General features: G+C 65.6%; 13 protein-coding genes. 3 read left to right on the forward strand and 10 right to left on the reverse strand.

Annotated elements, in window-relative coordinates; genetic code table 11:
• Positions 1–217: 217 nt before the first annotated feature.
• From ACDC67_RS03295 to ACDC67_RS03310, 4 genes are all read right to left on the reverse strand, one after another.
• Positions 218–1801, reverse strand: a complete 1584-nt coding sequence (locus tag ACDC67_RS03295; protein ID WP_376690582.1) for an FMN-binding glutamate synthase family protein — start codon at positions 1799–1801, stop codon at positions 218–220.
• A 44-nt stretch (positions 1802–1845) separates the two neighbouring features.
• Positions 1846–2904 carry a DUF547 domain-containing protein gene (locus tag ACDC67_RS03300; RefSeq protein WP_376690584.1) on the reverse strand — a complete coding sequence of 353 codons (1059 nt, stop codon included), beginning with the start codon at positions 2902–2904 and terminating at the stop codon, positions 1846–1848.
• Positions 2905–3870: 966 nt separating this feature from the next.
• Positions 3871–6144 carry a penicillin acylase family protein gene (locus tag ACDC67_RS03305; protein WP_376690585.1) on the reverse strand — a complete coding sequence of 758 codons (2274 nt, stop codon included), beginning with the start codon at positions 6142–6144 and terminating at the stop codon, positions 3871–3873.
• A 25-nt stretch (positions 6145–6169) separates the two neighbouring features.
• Positions 6170–7504 carry a diguanylate cyclase gene (locus ACDC67_RS03310; protein ID WP_376690587.1) on the reverse strand — a complete coding sequence of 445 codons (1335 nt, stop codon included), beginning with the start codon at positions 7502–7504 and terminating at the stop codon, positions 6170–6172.
• A 179-nt stretch (positions 7505–7683) separates the two neighbouring features.
• Here ACDC67_RS03310 and efpL point away from each other — a divergent pair, with 179 nt between their 5' ends.
• Positions 7684–8250, forward strand: a complete 567-nt coding sequence (efpL, locus tag ACDC67_RS03315; protein WP_376690589.1) for an elongation factor P-like protein EfpL — start codon at positions 7684–7686, stop codon at positions 8248–8250.
• A 3-nt stretch (positions 8251–8253) separates the two neighbouring features.
• Positions 8254–9363, forward strand: a complete 1110-nt coding sequence (locus ACDC67_RS03320) for a prephenate dehydrogenase/arogenate dehydrogenase family protein (protein WP_376690590.1) — start codon at positions 8254–8256, stop codon at positions 9361–9363.
• Positions 9364–9450: 87 nt separating this feature from the next.
• On the opposite strand, the gene ACDC67_RS03325 is transcribed toward ACDC67_RS03320, so the two are convergent.
• From ACDC67_RS03325 to ACDC67_RS03345, 5 genes are all read right to left on the reverse strand, one after another.
• Positions 9451–9723 (reverse strand): polyhydroxyalkanoic acid system family protein, encoded by a 273-nt coding sequence (locus ACDC67_RS03325; protein ID WP_376690591.1) that lies wholly within the window; start codon positions 9721–9723, stop codon positions 9451–9453.
• Positions 9720–12491 (reverse strand): two-component system response regulator, encoded by a 2772-nt coding sequence (locus ACDC67_RS03330; protein WP_376690593.1) that lies wholly within the window; start codon positions 12489–12491, stop codon positions 9720–9722. The genes ACDC67_RS03325 and ACDC67_RS03330 overlap by 4 nt, the downstream gene beginning before the upstream one ends.
• A complete protein-coding gene (locus ACDC67_RS03335) occupies positions 12488–12862 on the reverse strand; it encodes a response regulator (RefSeq protein ID WP_376690595.1) in 375 nt (124 codons plus the stop codon). The genes ACDC67_RS03330 and ACDC67_RS03335 overlap by 4 nt, the downstream gene beginning before the upstream one ends.
• A complete protein-coding gene (locus ACDC67_RS03340; protein ID WP_376690596.1) occupies positions 12859–14934 on the reverse strand; it encodes a hybrid sensor histidine kinase/response regulator in 2076 nt (691 codons plus the stop codon). Before ACDC67_RS03340 ends, ACDC67_RS03335 begins: the two co-directional genes overlap by 4 nt.
• 149 nt (positions 14935–15083) lie before the next feature.
• Positions 15084–16334: a threonine/serine exporter family protein gene (locus tag ACDC67_RS03345; RefSeq protein WP_376690598.1), complete on the reverse strand. Its 1251-nt coding sequence runs from the start codon at positions 16332–16334 to the stop codon at positions 15084–15086.
• Between the two features lie 84 nt (positions 16335–16418).
• On the opposite strand from ACDC67_RS03345, the gene ACDC67_RS03350 reads away from it, so the two are divergent.
• Complete coding sequence (locus ACDC67_RS03350; protein ID WP_376690600.1) at positions 16419–17198, forward strand: PhzF family phenazine biosynthesis protein; 780 nt, start codon at positions 16419–16421, stop codon at positions 17196–17198.
• A gap of 9 nt (positions 17199–17207) precedes the next feature.
• Here ACDC67_RS03350 and ACDC67_RS03355 read toward each other — a convergent pair whose 3' ends face one another.
• Entirely contained in the window at positions 17208–18425 is a 1218-nt protein-coding gene (locus ACDC67_RS03355; RefSeq protein WP_376690602.1) for an amidohydrolase family protein, read from the reverse strand.
• Between the last annotated feature and the right edge of the window lie 3 nt (positions 18426–18428).

Below are 18428 nucleotides of genomic sequence, written 5' to 3' on the forward strand. Positions count from 1 at the left end.
GCTTGACGTAGCACCACTACGCCGGCGCCGTCTCGCCTTGCAGGCGAACGCGTCCGAAACTCTGAGCCTCGGCCCAACCCCGTTCTCGTTGGTCGCGCTTTGGAAAAAAGGTACTCGCCATCAGCCTGCGAAGCAGGCGGGCGAAACGCCTTTGACGTGTCGAGGCCACCACAGCGACCGGTGACACCACCCCAACCCAAGGGCAGAAATGATGCCCTCAGGACCAGCGATCGGCCCGCGCGCGTTTCCAGTCCTCGCTGAAGGGGCTTTTGCCGTGGCTTTCGTCGAGCAGTTGTCCCTGCTCGTGAAAGTCGTAGAGGTCCGCGAAGGTGGCCACGCGCAGTTCGCTCGAGCGGCGGTAGATGTGATGCGGGGTGATTTCGCTGGGATGGTTAAGGCCCATGGCCGAGAGCATCTTGATCAGGCTGTCGATGGTCTTGCGGTGGTAGCGCGCCACGCGCGGGGCCTTGTCCTCGACCACCAGGCCGCGTACCAGCGATGGGTTCTGGGTGGTGATGCCGGTCGGGCAATTGTTGTTGTTGCAACTCAGCGACTGGATGCAGCCCAGCGCGAACATCATGGCGCGGGCGCTGTTGCAGCCGTCGGCGCCCAGGGCGAAGGCGCGAATCATGTGAAAACCGCTGAGAATCTTGCCGCTGCAGATGACGCGAACATCGTCGCGCAGATTGGCCCCGGTGAGGATGTCGTGGACCAGGACCAGGGCATCGCGCTTGGGCATGCCCAGGGAGTTGGTGAACTCCAGCGGTGCGGCACCCGTACCGCCTTCGCCGCCGTCGACGGTGATGAAGTCCGGTCGTATGCCGGTATCGATCATCGCCCGGCACATCGCCAGGAAATCGCCCACCCGGCCCATGCAGAATTTGATGCCGACCGGTTTGCCGCCCGACAGTTCGCGCAGCCGGGCGACGAACTCCATCATCTCCGCCGGCGTGGAAAACGCGCTGTGCGAGGGCGGCGAAATGCAGGCTTCGCCTTCTTCGACTTCGCGTGCCCGGGCGATTTCTCGGTTCACTTTCGGGCCGGGCAGGATGCCTCCGGCGCCCGGCTTGGCGCCCTGGGAGAGCTTGAGTTCGATCATCTTGATGCAGTCGCGCCCGGCCACTTCCTCGAAGCGCTCGGGGTTGAACTCGCCCGCGGCCGTGCGACAGCCGAAATAGCCGCTTCCGATCTGCCAGATCAAGTCGCCGCCGCCTTCGAGGTGATAGCGCGACACGCCGCCCTCGCCGGTGTTGTGCGCAAAGCCGCCTTCGGCCGCGCCCTTGTTGAGGGCGAGCACGGCGTTGGGCGACAGGGAGCCGAAGCTCATCGCCGAGATGTTCAGCGGCGAGGAGGAGTAGGGCTTGCTGCAGTCCTTGCCGCCGATGTCGATGCGCGGTTCCTCCTGCAGCAGGGGTGCCGGCGAGAGCACGTGGGCGGCCCACTCGTAGCCCGGGCTGTAGACGTCGCGCTGGGTGCCGAAGGGGCGGGTCTCGAGCTCACCCTTGGCGCGCTGGTAGATCAGGGCGCGGTACTCGCGCTCGACCGGGTAGGCGTCGAGGTTGCTTTCGATCAGGTACTGCTGGATCTCCGGTCTAAAGTGCTCGATCAGGTAGCGGAAGTGGCCGATGATCGGAAAGTTGCGCAGCACGGTGTGCTTGGTCTGCGTGGCGTCGCGGATGCCCAGCGCCAGAAGCGGGACGATGATGATCAGCAGGTACCAGGCCGGCGGCCAGGCCATGCCGATGAGGCCAACCACGGCGAAACCGATCAGGAGGAATACGAAAACGGATTGTCTTGCCATGCACGAAGCCTAGCCCGGATGGCCCTCGATTTGAAGTTCAGAATTCAAAAAATGAATTCGCTTCGTGCGTAGACAAATCGACCGTTGATCCCGATTGGGTTGATCGGGTCGTAGGCGAAGTTGCCGAAGAAGTCCTTGGCCTCGCCCGAGCGGTCCGGATAGCGGTCGGTCAGGTTGCTCGCGCCCAGGCTCAGCCGCCGGCCCGGCGTGGCGCGGTGGCGGGCCTCGGTATCGAGGGAATACTGTTCGCCAACATTCGTGGTTTCCAGCCATCGAGCGATGTTGGCGGGCGAGTTGAGCTGCCAGTCGTAGTCGATGATGCGCTTTCGCCGGGCGTCTTCGAAGCGCGCGGCACGCGTGGGCTCAACATGGTTCTCGACAAAGGCTTCGACGCTGCCGGCGGCCTCCTCGAAGTCGCCCTTGTACCAGTCGAACAGGCTGGTCAGCCAGGCCGTGTCGCCTTCGATGCGCAGGTGCAGGGGTGTCAGCATGGCGCGGCGGGTGTTTTCCTCGAGCAGGCCCTCGACGTTGCCGGCCGTGTAGGGCGTGGCTCTCAACGGGGGGCAGCCGACCGAGGCGCAGTTGACGGCGAAGTGGACGCGCGCGTCCTTCCAGCCGCGGCGAGCGAAGTCATCGCCGAGGAGAATTTCCTTTTCCATCTGATCGAGCGAGCGCTCCTCCCCGGCCACGTCGAATACCTCGAGGCCGAACACGCGAAAGGGATTGAACAGGCTGCCGAAGTCCTTGACCGAGTCGACCGGCGCGGAGTCCTCGGAGTTGTCCACGATATGGGCAATCATGAAGAAGTTGTAGGCATTGATCCAGAAGGCTAGGGCGGTGTCCCGGCTATCGAACTCGACGCTTTCGAGCTCGGCCAGGTCCCGGCGCTGCCGTTCGATCAACGCGCGACTGCCGGACTCGGCGATGGCCGCTTCGTAGTCGAACGAAGAGACCAGGCCGCCGGAATCCAGATCGTGCTCCACGACATGGCGCTCGAGCAGCTGGGCGTAGGGCTCGAATACGTCCTCGACATCGAGGCCGTACGTCGCCGGAGCCAAGAGCAGCAGTACCAGCGTCGCTGCCGGTCCGCGAAGTCTGTTCACTATCATCGTCGGTTCCAAATTCACTTTAGCCGCCATTGTCGGCAAGGTGGGTGAATGCATGGAGAGGATGTTACTGCCCGCGGCCGGTCCGGGCCTTGAGGGGTAATGCGTAGGTCGGGTTGATGCGTTGCGCTTCGTTTCACGCATCCTACTGATCTGGGCCCTGACTCCATGGGCAGTTTGTGGGCTGGCGCCGCCGGGCGCTTTGGTGGCCTCGACAAGTCAAAGGCGGTTTCGCCCGGCCTGCTTCGCAGGCTCTTTTGGCGAGTACCTTTTTTCCAAAGCGAAAAAAGATACGAAAAAGCGCTTTTTAACGTCAAAGTCCCACGATCCGGGGTTTCAGGACTCGAACCGGAAGGGGGCTGGCCCCTTCGCGGAGCGGGCTTCGCGAAGACTCGGTCGGAGGATCTGGTGGCGCTAGCAGGAATGGAGCGAAGCCCGCACGAGGACGGCTCGGCTTCGAAAGTGGCGCGCTGCGCGCGCCGGGGGCTTGATCCAGTGGCGTAGGATGCGTGGAGGCCCGTAGGGCCGTAACGCATCGGCCGATGCGTTGCGCTTCGCTCCACGCATCCTACGATTCTCCGCAACCGCGCAGATGGCGCGCGCAAAGCGCGCGGGGGTCAATCCGGAGCGCAAGCCCGGGATCCCTCCCATGGCCACTCTCGGAAAGTATCCCGGGCACCACGCGACCAGCCGGGCCATCGCGAAGCCCGCTCACCGAAGGGGCCAGCCCCCGCAGTGAGCAAGCTCCTGAGATAACAGAGCGTGGGACTTTGACGTTGAAAAGCGATTTTTGGTGCCTTTTTTCGCTTTGGAAAAAAGGTACTCGCCATCAGCCTGCGAAGCAGGCGGGCGAAACGCCTTTGACGTGTCGAGGCCACCACGGCGACCGGTGGCGCCAACCCATCCATCGCCCAAACGGGCAGGGGCAAGCGCAAGTCCTGACTCCTGCGGCCGTCATGCCCCTCAGGGCGTCAGCCGTATCCGGTTGGTGGCGCGCTCTGCCACGGCTTCGCGCGACCAGGGCACAGGCCAGGGTTCTCCGGTGAGAAAGTCGTCGAAAAAGTCGTCGAAATGCGGGCTGAAGGGGTTGCCGGACTGGCCGAAGGTCAGGTTGAGCGTGAAGGCGTCGCGGTCGGACCAGTCCATGACGAAGCGCATCGACGCGCCGCCGCGGACGCCGAGCTGGCCGGTGTCCGGATCGAAGTCGACGTAGCTGACGTTGAGCGAGCCGGCATCGCCGCCGCGCGGGACAGGCCCGCGGGTCAGGTTCAGCCAGGAGTCGAGCAAGCCGTTGTTGGCGAGCGGGTGACGGATGCTCAGCGTCTGGAGACGTCCGAGCGGGTGAATGCCGATCTTCAATGCGTCCTCGAGGGCCGCAAGCGCGGCGCCATGCCGGTCGATGCCGGGCGGGAAGGCCTCGTCCGGACTCGAGTGCATCCAGTTGTCGAGGAGGGGACGCAGGGTCCGCCAGTCGGACGGGCCGCTTTCGCTGTCGTCGTTGAATACCGCGCGAGCCAGGTAGTGCCACCACAGCTGGAACAGGCCGGCCATGTCGCTGTCGGCGCGCATTTCGCCGTCCCAGGCGCGCAGCTCCGCCGCGATCGCGGTCCGGCCGGAGTCCTCGGCCACTTCGGCCAGCCAGTCGCGCCAGCTCAGGGCGCGGTCGGAGTGCTGGCTGAGCTGGAAGCGATGCATGTCGTCGCGGTCGAAGGTTTCCCGGCTCGAGAGATGGTCGCTGATGCGGCGCATGCGAAGCTGCTTGTAGAAACCGGGTATCGGATAGGGCCAGCTGTCATCGACGGCGTTGTTGTTGGCGTTGGCCAGCCAGCCCTGTTCGGGATTGAGAGTCCAGGGACGCTCGTCGGGCGGATGGAATCCGTCCCAGTCGTTGCCGGGGTCGGTGGCGTCGAGCACGCTGAAGAAACGCGTGTGCCGGCGAACCGGGACGGGGGTCGACTGGACGTAGCCGATATTGCCTTCGCGGTCGGAGTAGCTCCAGTTGACCGACAGGGCGCCCATGTCGCTGGCCGCCTGCCGGAAGGTGTCGAAGTCCGCGGCGCGGTTGAGGGCCAGGCCGTTGGCAACGATGTCGGCCAGGGGCAGCTCGAAGCCGGCCCAGCGCATGACCTTGACGTGATCGTCGGCCAGGTGGATGACCCGGCCCAGCGGCGTGTAGTGAAACGTTCTCTCAACCGGTTCCTCGCGGCCGAGCACCTCGATCGTCTCGCTGCGCGAACGCAGGGGTTGCGAGTCGTGGGGTCCGCCGACGCGATCCGGACTCTGCCGATCGCGCGGCTGGCGGTAGATTTCGAAGACGTCGACCGGTGCGACGGTAAAAGCCCAGGCGATGCGGCCATTGTGGCCCATGGCGACGAAAGGCAGGCCGGGTGTTGTAACACCCACGACGTCCAGGGTCTCGGCCGAGTGCAGGCCCGCCGCATACCAGGTGCCCGGCGCGCGATCGATGTCGAGGTGCGGGTCGGCGGCATGCAGCGCGGCGCCGCTGCGCGAATTGTTCGGCCTGACCGCCCAGGTGTTGGATGCCTGGGTAATCGCCTGGCGGGGGATGGTGGCGCGCGTCCAGTCGGGCAGTTCGCTCAGCCAGTCGGCTGCCGGCTGGCCGTGCTCGCGGGTCATCACGTGCCAGGCTTCGCTCAGGCGCTGCACCAGCGTGGTCGGGTAGAAGGTCTGGTAGTAGGCAATCGTCAGGACGTCTTCTCGCGTCCAGTGTTCGGGCTCGGCGCCGAGCATGAGCAGCCCCGGCGGAAGCCGGTCGAGCGCGTCGATCTGCTGGTTGATGCCCTCGACGTAGGCATCGAGCAGGGCGGCGGTTTGCGGGTCCGGTTCCGGTCTTTCTTCCTCGACGCGTCGGGCAAAGCCGAAGCTGCGGTGCAGGATGTCGAGTTCCAGCGCGGCTTCACCGACCAGGGCGGAGAGCTCGCCGCGCGCCATGCGCCGGATCAGTTCGAGCTGGAACAGGCGCTCGCCGGCGTGCAGCCAGCCCAGGGCACGAACGGCATCGGCATCGGTCTCGGCGTGGATGCGCGGGATGCCGCGCGCATCGAAAAGAATTTCGACCTCCGCATCCAGGCCGGTCAGCGTGGCTTCGCCCCGGTAGGCCATGACCGAGTCGTCGAGCCAGCGTGGGCCGCCGTACCAGGCAGCGGCGGCAACGGCGATCACGGTCACCATGCTGACGATCAGGCTGCGCTTGAGGATGCTGCGGTGTTGGGTCATTTCGATGCGCTCTTTCGAGGTGCGGTCAGTCGCTGCCGGTGGCCGGTAGCGGTCCGGCGTCGCCGCAGGCGGTGTCGGGTGCAAGGGTCACGACCTGGTTCCGCCCCCGGGACTTGGCTTGGTAGACGGCCCGGTCGGCCAGGCGGATGACCGCTTCGAGTTCGACCTCCTTCGTCGGGGAGACGGCGCTCACACCGAGGCTGGCGGTCACGCGCAGGCCGGCCGGCTCCAGGCTTTCCAGCGCGGACCTCAGTTCCTCGGCGCGGCGCGCGGCCACGTCCAGCGGACAGCCCGGCAACACCAGCAGCAGCTCTTCACCCCCGAAGCGCACCGCGAAGTCTTCGTCCCGGCACGAGCGCGACAGCAGCTCACCGATCCGGGTGAGGACTTCGTCGCCCACCAGGTGGCCATGCTGGTCGTTGATGCGTTTGAAGTGGTCGATGTCGAGGAGGATCAGGCTCAGCACGGTGTCGTCGCGGCGCCCCGATGACTCGAGCCTTTGGCTGAAGTCGCTGAGCACGTTGCGATTGTTCAGACCGGTCAGCGGATCGGTCATGGCCAGTTCGTAGAGCTGGCGGCGCTGTTGCTGGACCTGGTCGAACAGCTGCTTGTTGACGATCAGGTTGCCGATGCGCGCCCGGGCCTCCTCCATGATGACCGGCTTGTTGATGAAGTCGTTGACGCCCAGCCGGAACAGTTCGACGCGGCGTACCGGGTCTTCCATGCCCGACATCGCCAGGATCGGCAGCCGCGTCTTGTCCGGGTAGCGCTCGCGCAGGCGGTTGACCAGGGCCACGCCGCTCATGCCGCCCTCGACCAGGATGTCGCTGATGACCAGGTCGTGGCAGGTTTCGTCGAAATGTTCCCAGGCCTCGTCCGCGCTGCGGAAGTGGTCGACTTCGAGGTTCATCTTGCCGAGCAGGTGAATCATGATGCGGCTGACGCTACGGCTGTCCTCGACGTAGAGCACGCGCCCGGAGGGCGGATCGCCGTCCATTTCGCCGTTGCGAATGAAGCCCTGGGCACGCTGGAACAGTTGCTGGACTTCGGTCTTGGCGTGAATGTCGGTCACGCCGGCTTCGAAGGCGCGGCGCCGCACCTGTTTTTCGCCCACGGAGGTCAGCAGGATGATGGGCACGTCATGGCCGTGCGGCATCCTGCGAACCTGTCGGGTGAACTCGATGCCGTCGGTGTCGGGTAGCGACAGCGACACGCAGATCATGTCGACGCGTTCGCCTTCGACCCGGGCGAGGCCCGAGCGGCCGTCCTCGCAGACCAGGGCCTCGTGCCCGGCACGCGCCATCAGGCGCTGCCAGATGGCGCGAAACACTTTCGAGTGATCGACGACGAGAATCTTCAAAGTCCTTCCCTTGTTCGACCGGCTTGCGGCGGTCGTCCCCGTGGTGCGAGCAACTTATCACAGCTGCCTGGCACGAAAGGCTTCCGCAGGGCCTCGTGGGGTGCGGAAGGCGGCCGTGTCCCGACGGACGGCAGATGCAGTATGCTTTGCCCCGAATTCCAACCACCTCGGAGAAATGCATGCCCAGGGCAAGTGAGATCAAGCGCGGCCAGGTCGTCGAGCACGACGGTACCGTTTTTTCCGTGCGCAATATCGAGCGTTCGGCGCCGACCGCCCGCGGCGGCGGCACGCTCTATCGTTTCAAGCTCGAGGCGATCCCCGGCGGCGAGCGCCGGGAAGTGACGCTCAAGGGCGATGACGTGCTCAAGGATGCGGACCTGGTGCGCCGCCAGAGCGAGTTCTCCTACCGCGACGGCAACCAGTTCGTGTTCATGGACAGCGAGGACTTCACCCAGTACCTGATCGACGCGGAGGCCATCGGCGACAGCGCCGAGTACATCACCGACGGTCTGGAGGGCATCTACGTGCTGATTATCGACTCGATGCCGGTGGCCATTCAGCTGCCGCAATCGGTCGTGCTGGCGGTCAGCGACACGGCGCCGGTGATGAAGGGCGCGACCGCTTCGAAGTCCAGCAAGCCGGCCACGCTCGAGACGGGGCTCGAGATCCAGGTGCCCGACTACATCACGCCGGGGGAGAAAGTTCGCGTGAACACCGAATCCCGCGAATTCATGAGCCGCGCGTAGACTATGGGCGAGCGCGAACTCCGGGATCGGCTCAAGGCGCTGCGCGACGAACTGGACGGCGTCGATGCGGATCTGATCGAGCTGGCGACTCGGCGCCAGCGCCTGGTTTCGGATATCGGCCAGTTGAAACAACGGCACGGGCGCCAGCTACGGGACTTCGGGCGAGAGCGCGAGGTGCTCGATCGGGTGCGGCGCGCCGCCGTGTCGAAGGCCCTCGATCCCGGGCTGGCCGAAGACCTGTTCAAGCGCCTGATCGAGGCTTCCTTGACACGCCAGGAGCAGGAACGCCTGCGCCTGGGTCGCCACGGTCACGGGCGTCGCGCACTGGTGGTCGGCGGCGCCGGTCGCATGGGCCGCTGGCTGGCGGCTTTCCTCGACGGCCAGGGATTCGATGTGCTCATTGCCGACCCGGCAACCGCGGCCGACGGCGAGACCCGTTTCAAGGACTGGCGCGAGGCTCCGACCGACGTGGCCGTGATTGCCATCGCCGCTCCCTTGGCGATCACTGCCGAAGTGCTCACCGCGCTGGCCGGGGATCGGGTCGACGCCCTGGTGTTCGATGTCGGGTCGCTCAAGTCGCCGCTCGAGGCGGCCCTGCGTTCGGCGGCGGGGGCCGGCCTGCAAGTGTGCTCGATTCATCCCATGTTCGGGCCCGATACGCAGCTGCTGTCGGAAAAGCACGTCTTGCTGATGGATGTCGGCAATCAAGCGGCGGTCGAAGCGGCGCGCGCGCTGTTTGCCGATACCCTGGCGGAACTGGTGGTGCTCGATCTCGAGGAGCACGATCGACTCATGGCCCCGATTCTCGGCCTGTCGCATGCTCTGAGCATTGTCTTTTTCACCGCCCTGGCCGACAGCGGCGTGCCGGCCGAGCGCCTGGCGAAGCTGTCGAGCACGACCTTCGATCGCCAGCTGGCTATCGCGCGGGCGGTTGCCGGCGAGAACCCGGATCTCTACTTCGAGATCCAGTCGCTCAACCGCCACGGCGCCGGTGTGCGTGAGGTGATGCTGCAGGCCGTGCAGACCTTGAATCATGCCATCGAGAACGACGACGCCGAGGCGTTCCGGTACCTGATGTCAAGCGGGCGGGCTTACCTCTCCGAACTGGGGTAGGACAGGACGTTCTTCGTTCGCTCGTGCCGGCGCTTTGCGCGTGGGGGGCGGGTGAGACGGGTGCCTCGACAGCCACCGTGCCGCCCGTTACGCGAAATGCTCGTCGAGGTAGCGGTTGATTTCCTTCTCGACCGCCGGCTCCAGGTAAGAGAACAGAAAGGCCAGCTTGGCCTTGACGTGGACGGCCTCTTCGTCGACGTCGATCTCGCCGTGCACGCCCGATCGCTCGAACACGATGGTATCGCCGTCCCAGCCGTATTCGATGCTGAACTTCTCGGCCAGGTCCAAGGCGAGGTCGTCGGCGACTTGCTGGGCGTCTTCCAGCTTCATCGAGTGGGGCTTGCGGATATCGATACTCATTCGTTGCGGTCGTCGTGGTCGTGGTTGTCGTGGAATTCGGTCACCCAGCTGGCAAACTCTTCCGGCGGCAGCGGTTGGCTGTAGAGGAAGCCTTGCACCATGTCGCAGCCGGCCTGCGCAAGATAGTCGCGCTGGGCCGTTGTTTCAACGCCCTCGGCCACGGTGCGAAGACTCAGGCTGAGCGCCAGGCGGATGATGGCCATCACGATGGCTTCGCTTTCGTTGTGTTGCTCCAGTTCCTGGATGAACGATCGATCGATCTTGAACTGGTCGATCGGGAAACGTCTCAGGTAAGCCAGCGAGGAGTAGCCCGTGCCGAAGTCGTCGATGGATATGCCCACCCCCAGCGACTGGAGTTCACCGAGGATGCGGGCGGCCGCATCGGCACTGTCCATGATGACCGATTCGGTTATTTCCAGGCGAAGGCGGTCGGCCGGGACACCCGCCTGCTCGAGGGCCTGGCGGATATGGTTGCCGAGTTCGGGGTCGCGGAACTGCCGAGCCGATAGATTGACCGCGATTCGCAGGTCCATGTCGTTGTCGCGCCATCGGCGCGCCTGGGCTGCGGCCTCCTCGAGCACCCAGCGCCCGAGTGGAATGATCAGGCCCATGTCCTCGGCAAGCGGGATGAATTCGTCGGGTGGAACCCATCGTTCCTGGTCGTGCCAGCGAAGCAGCGCCTCGGCGCCGACGACTCGATTGGATTTGAGGTCGATGATGGGCTGGAAGTAGAGCAGCATGCGCCGATCCTCGACGGCGCGACGCAGCCTGGATTCCATGTCGACGCGCTTGAGAGCCGAGGCGTTCATGTCATCGGTGTAGAAGCGGAACTGATTCGCGCCCAGCTGCTTGGCGCGATACATGGCGATATCGGCGTTACGGAGCAGCGTGTTGTAGTCCTGGCCGTTGCCGGGAAAGACGCTGATGCCGATGCTGGCGGTGATGTTCATCTCTCGCCCGGCCACGCCGAATGGCTGGTCGAAGCACTCGAGGAATGCGTTGGCCCGTCCGGGCAGGTCGCCCGCGTCCTCGACATCGGTCAGCAGGATCACGAACTCGTCGCCGCTGATGCGCGCGACGGTGTCTCGCGCCAGTACCTGGCTGCGCAGGCGATCGGCGACTTCGCGCAGTACGCCGTCGCCCGCGGCGCGGCCGAGGCTGTCGTTGATGCGCTTGAACTGGTTGAGGTCGATGAACAGCAGGGCGATGGCGTGCCCGTCGTGCCGGGCGGCGGCCATTGCCTGCTTGACGCGGTCCTGGAGCAGGTTGCGGCTGGCCAGCCCGGTCAGCGTGTCCTGGCTGTACTGGCGTTCGAGCTGCTCTTCGTACTGCTTTCTGTCGGTGATGTCGTTGATGATGCCGACGAAGTGAGTGGCTCGCCCGTACTCGTCGAATACCGGCGCGATGGTCAGCTCGTTCCAGAAGGGCGTGCCGTCCTTGCGGTAATTGCGCAAAAGGGCGTCCCCTTCCTGTTGCTTGGTGATCGCCTCACGGATGTCGATGAGCTGGCGTTGGTCCCGGTCGTCGCCGTTGAGAAAGCGAGGATCGCGACCCATCACTTCAGCGCGAGTGTAGCCGGTGATCCGTTCGAAGGCGCTGTTGACGTACAGGATGGGTGTGTCCGGGTGCTCGGCGGAAGTGATCATCACGCCGTTGGGAGAAGCTTCGATCACGCGGCGGCTGAGGCGATTGAACTCTTCGGCCGACTTGAGGCTGGCCTCGGCCTGCTGGCGCAGCGACTCCCGCCGATAGTTTTCAAGCGCGTAGGAGATGTCGCCGGCGACTTCCTGGACCAGGCCGGTCAGTGCGGAGTCGAAAAAGCCCGACTCGTTGGAAAACAGGCTCAGCGCGCCGATGACCTGGCCGCCGGCTTCCAGCGGGCAGGCTGCCGTCGAGTGCAGGCCATTGTCCTCGAACACGGCGCGGATCTCCTTCAGCGCGGGCTCGGCGCCGAGATCGTTGCTCAGGAAGATACGGTTCTCACCGATGGCGATTTCGACCGGCGTTCGAAACGGGGGCTCGACCACGAAAGCCCCCACACGATCGAACATGTCCCGGTTACCGCCGTGGCGGGCGACGACCTCGACCGTCTTGCCATCGTCGGCCAGCAACCCGATCCAGGCGAGGGTGAAGCCGCCGCGTTCGACGGCGATCCGGCACACGCCCTCGAGCAATTCGTCCCGGGAGCCGGTGTGGACGATGAGCTGGTTGATGGCGCTCAGCGCCGAATAAAGCCGGTTGAGGCGTTCGATCTGGCCCTTGGCCGACTGCAACTCCTGGACGCGTCTTGCCAGTTCGGCGCTGCGCTCCTCGAGTTTGCGCACCAGGGCCTGGCTGTAGCGACGATCGGCTTCCGCCCCCGCGGTCAGCGGTTGCCTGGGGTGCACGGGCCGGCGTCCGGCTTCGGCGAGCACCGCCTCGAGTCGCTTGAGGAAAACCTGCGGTTCGGTCGGCTTGATCAGGAAAGCGTCCGCGCCGAGATCGCGCGCCAGGCGTTCGTCCTCGGACTGGGTGTAGGTGGCGGTGTAGACGATGAACGGGATGGCCGCGAGCCGCTCGTCCGCTTTCCATTCACGCAGCAGCGTGAAGCCGTCCATGGTGGGCATCAGCAGGTCGCTGATGATGATGTCGGGTGGGCGCGCTCGGGCCTTCTCGAGCGCGGCGGACCCGTCCGCCGCCTCGCTGACCTCGAAGTCGTGCGCGCAAAGCAGTGACTCCAGCAGGTAGCGGTTTTCCTCGTGATCGTCGACGATCAGCACGTGTCTCATCGAACTTCCTCGAGAAACTGCTCGACCTGGTCGGCGAAAGTGGCCGGGTCGATGGGTTTTTCGATGTAGCCGGTGCAGCCGGCCGCCAGGCAGTTCTCACGGTCACCCGGCATGGCGTAGGAGGTCACGGCAACGATCGGGGTGTCCGCGAGGCTTTCCATTTTTCTCAGTTGCCGGGCCACTTCGTAGCCGTCCATCCCCGGCAACTGGATATCGAGCAGGATCAGGTCGGGGGGCTCGCGTTCTGCCCGCTTCAACCCGGAGGGCCCGTCCAGTTCTGCCGTGACCGCCCAGTTTCGGGCGCCCAGCAGGTAGTTGACCAGGTAGGCGTTCTGTTCATTGTCCTCGATCAGCAGGATCCTTCCCCTCATGCCGGTTCTCCGGTCTTGGCCGTTGCCAGCGGCAGCTTCAACTTGAAGGACGTCCCCACGCCCCATTGGCTGTCGACTTCGATTTCTCCGTGCATCAGCTCGGCCAGGCGCTTGCAGATGACCAGGCCCAGCCCCGTTCCCTCGTGCTTGCGCGACATCGTCGAATCGATCTGGCGAAACGGCTGAAACAGGTTCTGCATGTCTTCTTCGCGGATGCCGATGCCGGTGTCGCGAATCGTGATCACCACCGGATTGTGCGCCTCATCGGGGATCGTGTCGACTCCGACTTCGACCGAACCGGATTCGGTGAACTTCACCGCGTTCCCGATGAGGTTGAACAGGATCTGCTCGACCCTGCGCGCGTCGCCGCGGCGAAGGCCCGGGTGACAGTGACGCTTGACCTCGATCGCCAGGTTCTTTCGCTCGGCCAGCGGGCGGACGATCTCGACCACCTTGTCGACCGAGTCGGCAAGGTCGAAGGCCTCGTCGGACAAGGTCATCTCGCCGGCTTCGATGCGCGAAATGTCGAGCACGTCGTTGATCAGTGTCAGCAGGTGCTGGGAACTGTTTCGAACCATGCCAAGCTGCTTGGTCTGCTCGGCGTTGAGTGGGCCGGCCAGTTCCTGCAGCAGGATGCCGGTAAAGCCGATGATGGAGTTCAACGGGGTGCGCAGTTCGTGGCTCATGGTGGCCAGGAAGGCCGACTTGACCCGGTCGGCGGCCTGGGCGCGATCGCGCGCGACGGCCAGCTGGCTTTCGACGCGCTTTTGCACCGTGATGTCGACCAGCAGCCCGACGATTCCCATCGGCGTGTCCTGAGGTCCGAGGATGCGGGTGGCCGTATAGAGCATCTCGTGGCGGGTGCCGTCGGCGAAATCGACCGTGATTTCGCGATTGATGGAGCCGCCCAGCTCCAGCAGCTGGCGTTGCTCGACCTCGAACGCCTCGCGCTGGGCGCGCGGGAGGTAGTCGAGTTCGGTGACGCAGCGCCCGGCGATGTCGTCGCGGCTGAGACCGAATGCGCGCTCGTAGGCCTTGTTGCAGCCCGTGAACCTGAGATTCATGTCCTTGTAGTAGATCAGGCTGGGGATGTGGTCGATCAGGGACTGGAAGAATGCGGAGGTCTCGCCCAGCTCGCGCGTTCGTGCATCGACTCGTCGTTCCAGCTCGCGCGTGTGCTGGCGCGCCTGCTCATAGACCTGGCGAGTGCGTGCGCGCACCTGGCTGCGCAGGATCAGCACGATGATCAGGCCGCCGAGGAGCATGACGGATACGGCCGCGAGCGCCCACGGCAGCCACAGCGGCCAGGTGGTCAGCGGCGGCCCGCTGGTCCAGCGTTCCAGCGACCGGTACCAGGGCGACTGCGAGTCCTGCTTGAAAGCGACAAGGTGACGATCGATGGCTTCGAGCAGGTGCTGCCGGCCGGTGGGAGCGGCGGCGAAATACAGCCGCGAGGGCGAGAAGATCACCGAAGTGTCCTCGAGACCGTGCCGTGTGGCGTTGTGTTCACCGAAGAAGCGGTTGGTGATGACCGCGTCGGCCTGACCCGAACGGGCCGCCGAGAAGGCGCGCTCGAAGTCCGGGAAGGTCAGCAGCTCGATCCGGATGCCGAAGCCTTCGACCATCGAAGAGAGCTGGTCGCGCTGGATCGAGCCGGCCAGTACGGCGACCCGCTGGCCGTCCAGGTCGAGGATGGAACGGATACGGCTGCCCGCCGGGGCGTACACCTGATTCCAGCTCGTACGGGCGGGTTCGTTGTGAAAGGAGAACAGCTCGGTTCGCTCGGACGATCGGGCGACGTCCGGCATCAGGTCGATCTCGCCTTGGCTCAGCCGCTGCAGGCCTTCTTGCCAGGTGCCCGGCACATACTCGAGGCCCCAGCCCTCGCGCGCCGCGATGGCCTCGATCAGGTCGATGAAGATCCCTTGCGGATTGCCGGACTCGTCGAGCCCGATCTTGGGGCTGTTCTGGTAGACGCCGACGCGAACGGTGTCGGAGGAGAGCGGCTGGATCGGGGACTGCGCCAATGCAGCCAGGCAGAACGGGACGAACAGGAATGCGAGGGAGCTCAAAGCCCTCCGACTGAATCTTCGGTTCGGATCGCGTGCTGCGCCGAACCGGCTTCCCGGACCGCCCGATTGATTCACCACTAACGCCCTCCCGCGTCGAGGTGGTTTCGAGTGCCAGCATACGGAAAACGACGGCCTGGCGCCATCGCGCGTCACAGGGTGGTTCGCGGCGGAATCAGCACGCTGGCGAGGATCATGCCGGTGGTCAGCGCCACCGCGATGATGCCGGCGAGAATGGCGGTTTCCACGCCCGCAACCACGTCGTCCTGCAGCAGCGTGGCCAGGCTTCTCAGTCCGATGCTGCCGGGAACAAGCAGGATCAGCCCCGGTATGTGCAGGATCGACGACGGTCGTCGCGACAGGAGCACGAACAGGTTGCCCGCCAGGCCGACGGCCAGGCCGCCGGCGAAGGCGCCGACGATCGGGGCCTCGAGCCATCCGCCCAGCCCGGTGCCGATCCAGGCGATGAGCGAGACCATCAGGATCCAGAACCAGTCGCGCATATGCGCCTGGATGAGCATCATCAGGCCGAAGGCCGCGGCCACGAGCCCGGCGAAGGGCAGCCATTCGGGGCTGGGCGAGGCGGCCGTGAGTTCCACCGGGCCGACGATGGCCTGCCCGGCCATGCCCCCGAGCACCAGGCCGAAGGCCAGCAGCGCGAAGACGGTGACCGAAAAGGCCAGGCGAGACGAGCCCGATACCAGGTGCCCGGTGGACAGCTCGCGTGCGGCCGTGGTCAGGTCCATGCCCGGCAGCAGCGGAATCATGGCGGCGAGCACGGCCGGCATCAGCGCCGTTCGCCCGTCGAATCCGCACCAAAGCGAGCCCAGGAAGGTGATCAGTGCGGCCACCATGGGCATGATCAGGCGCGAGCGTTCCACGTGCTGGCGCATCCACCAGATCGTCAGCCCGCTGACGGCGCCCAGCGGCGCCGACATCAAGGCTTCACGCCAGCCGCCGCCGAGCAGCGGGGCCACGCCCCCTCCGATCAGCGTGAACGCCAGCACCTGCAGCCAGGCGCCATAGAGCGGTGGCGCGGCATCGATGGCGCGCACGCGCTCGTCGGCCTGCTGTGGGTCGATGCGCCCGTCGGCCAGGTCTTCCATCACCTCGGTCAGGTCCGCCAGCTTGGACAGGTTGGCCGAGCCCGGCTCGGAACGGGCGAGGAAGGTCTGCTGCTTGTCGCCGTCGCCGAGGGAGACGATCAGCGCGGTCGGCGTGGAGAAGAACTCCGCCTGCAGACCAAGGCGCTCGGCCATGATCTGCATCGACGACTCGAGCCGATGCGCCGGCGAACCGACGTGCAGCAGGGCACGGCCGAGATTGAGCACCAGCCGCGCATAGCGGTCGGACGAGTAGGGTTGTTCGTTGCCGAGCGTGTCGTCGGGGGCTTCTTGCGTCACTTTTCCCAAAGCCGTTGTCGGATCGTTTCCGAAGTGTCGCATAATGCCGTTTCGACTTTATGCAATCCGTGGTGACTCCCAGGCATGGAACTCCAGTTTTTCCAGGTAGACGCTTTTGCCGACAAGGTCTTCGAAGGCAATCCCGCCGCCGTCGTTCTGCTGGACGAGTGGCTCGACGACGAGCTTCTGCGCGCGATTGCCGACGAGAACAACCTGTCCGAGACGGCCTTCTGCGTGGCCGAGGGCGACGGCTACAGGTTGCGCTGGTTCACCCCGCATTCCGAAGTGGACCTTTGCGGTCACGCCACGCTGGCGACCGCCCATGTGCTGTTCGAGCACCTGGGGTTTGCCGCAGAGGAGGTCGTGTTCGAAAGCCGTAGCGGGGCGCTGCGGGTTCGTCGCTGCGATGCGGGGCTTGAGCTCGATTTTCCCGCCGCCGGTCGCCGCGAGATCGGTATTCCTTCCGGCATGGCCGAAGCGCTGGGCGCCAGGCCCCGACAGGCCTTCGAGGGTGGCGACTGCATGGTCGTTTTCGGCAGCGAGGCCGAGGTCCGGGCGCTGTCACCCGACTTTCGCGCGCTGGCGAGAATGCCCGGCCGCGGCGTCATCGCCACCGCACCGGGTGACGAAGTGGATTTTGTCAGCCGCTGCTTCTTTCCGAGACTGCGGGTCGACGAGGACCCGGTCACCGGTTCGGCCCATTGCCAGTTGGCGCCCTACTGGGCCGAGCGCCTCGACAAGGATGTTCTCGTCGCCCGGCAGGTTTCCGCCCGCGGCGGCACCGTGCGCTGCCGGGTGGCCGGCGAGCGCGTGATGCTCGCCGGCCCGGCGGTGGATTTCATGAAGGGCACGATTCGCCTGTAACAGTCCCTGTCAACGGCGGGTTTCGCTCACGCGACTGCCGTCGATGATCGTGCCAGTCACGTGCGTGGTGTATTCGAACGGGTCGCCGTCGAACAGGGCCACGTCGCCATCCTTGCCCACTTCCAGCGAGCCGACCTTGTCGGCCAGTCCGAGGATGCGGGCCGGCGCCATCGTGACCAAATCGAGCGCCTGGTCGAAGCTGGCGCCATAGGGAATGGTCATGGCCGCTTCGAACAGCACCACGCGGGTCTTGGGCACATAGCCTTCGAAGCCCGACTGAAGGGCCACTTCGATGCCGGCATCCTTGAGCTCCGCGGCGGTGGTGAACGCCATATGGGCCGTGTCGCCGCCGGCGCGCGCACGCGCCATGGTCGGGTGGACGATTACCGGCACGTCGGCGGCCTTGATTTCGTCGACCAGCAGGTGCGCGTCGCTGGCCCCGGCCAGGATCAGGCGGAAGCCGAACTCCTCGGCCAGCCTGAGCGCAGTCATGATGTCGCTATGGCGGTGCGCTTCGATGATCAGCGGCACTTCGCCGGAGAGCACCTCGACCAGGGCGTCGAGGCCCAGGTCGCGCCCCGGCGCCTTGCCTTCCTCGGCCGATTCGCGCTTGTCGCGGTATTCCTGCGCGGCGTAGAGCTTCTCGCGCAGAATCGCCACCGCCTTCGATCGGTTGCCCGGAGAGGAGCGATCGTGGCGCGTGGCGCCTTCTCCCAGGGTGGCCGCCAGCGCCGAGTAGGGGCGCACGACTGCCGCGTCGACGGTGTCGCCGGCGCTCTTGGCGATCAACATCTGGCCGGATATGACCTCGCCGGGGCCGTGGCCGGTGTGCAGGGTGGTCACGCCGTGCTCGCGCTGCCAGCTCACGAGCTTCTCGCGCGGGTTGTAGGCGTCGATGGCGCGCAGTTCTGGCTGGATGGCGGCCGAGCGTTCCAGCTGGTCCTGGTCGTGCGGCTGGTTGAGGTAGCCCGACAGGCCCACCGTCGAGCGCGCGTCGATCAGGCCGGGCGTGGCCACGGCCGATTCGAGCACCAGCATGCCGTCGGGGATGTCGGTCGAGTCGGCCGGGCCGACGGCGGTGATCTTGCCGTCCTCGATCACGACGACCCCGTCTTCGATCATTTGCCCGGGTGCGGTGTGGAGCGTGTCGGCGCGCACGGCGATGTCCTGCGCCGTGGCGGGCAGGGTGACGGCGGCCAGTACGAGCAGGGCGAGTGCGTTTCTCATAAT

It is taken from the genome of Wenzhouxiangella indolica (assembly GCF_042310355.1).
In the GTDB taxonomy this organism is placed as follows: Bacteria; Pseudomonadota; Gammaproteobacteria; order Xanthomonadales; family Wenzhouxiangellaceae; genus Wenzhouxiangella.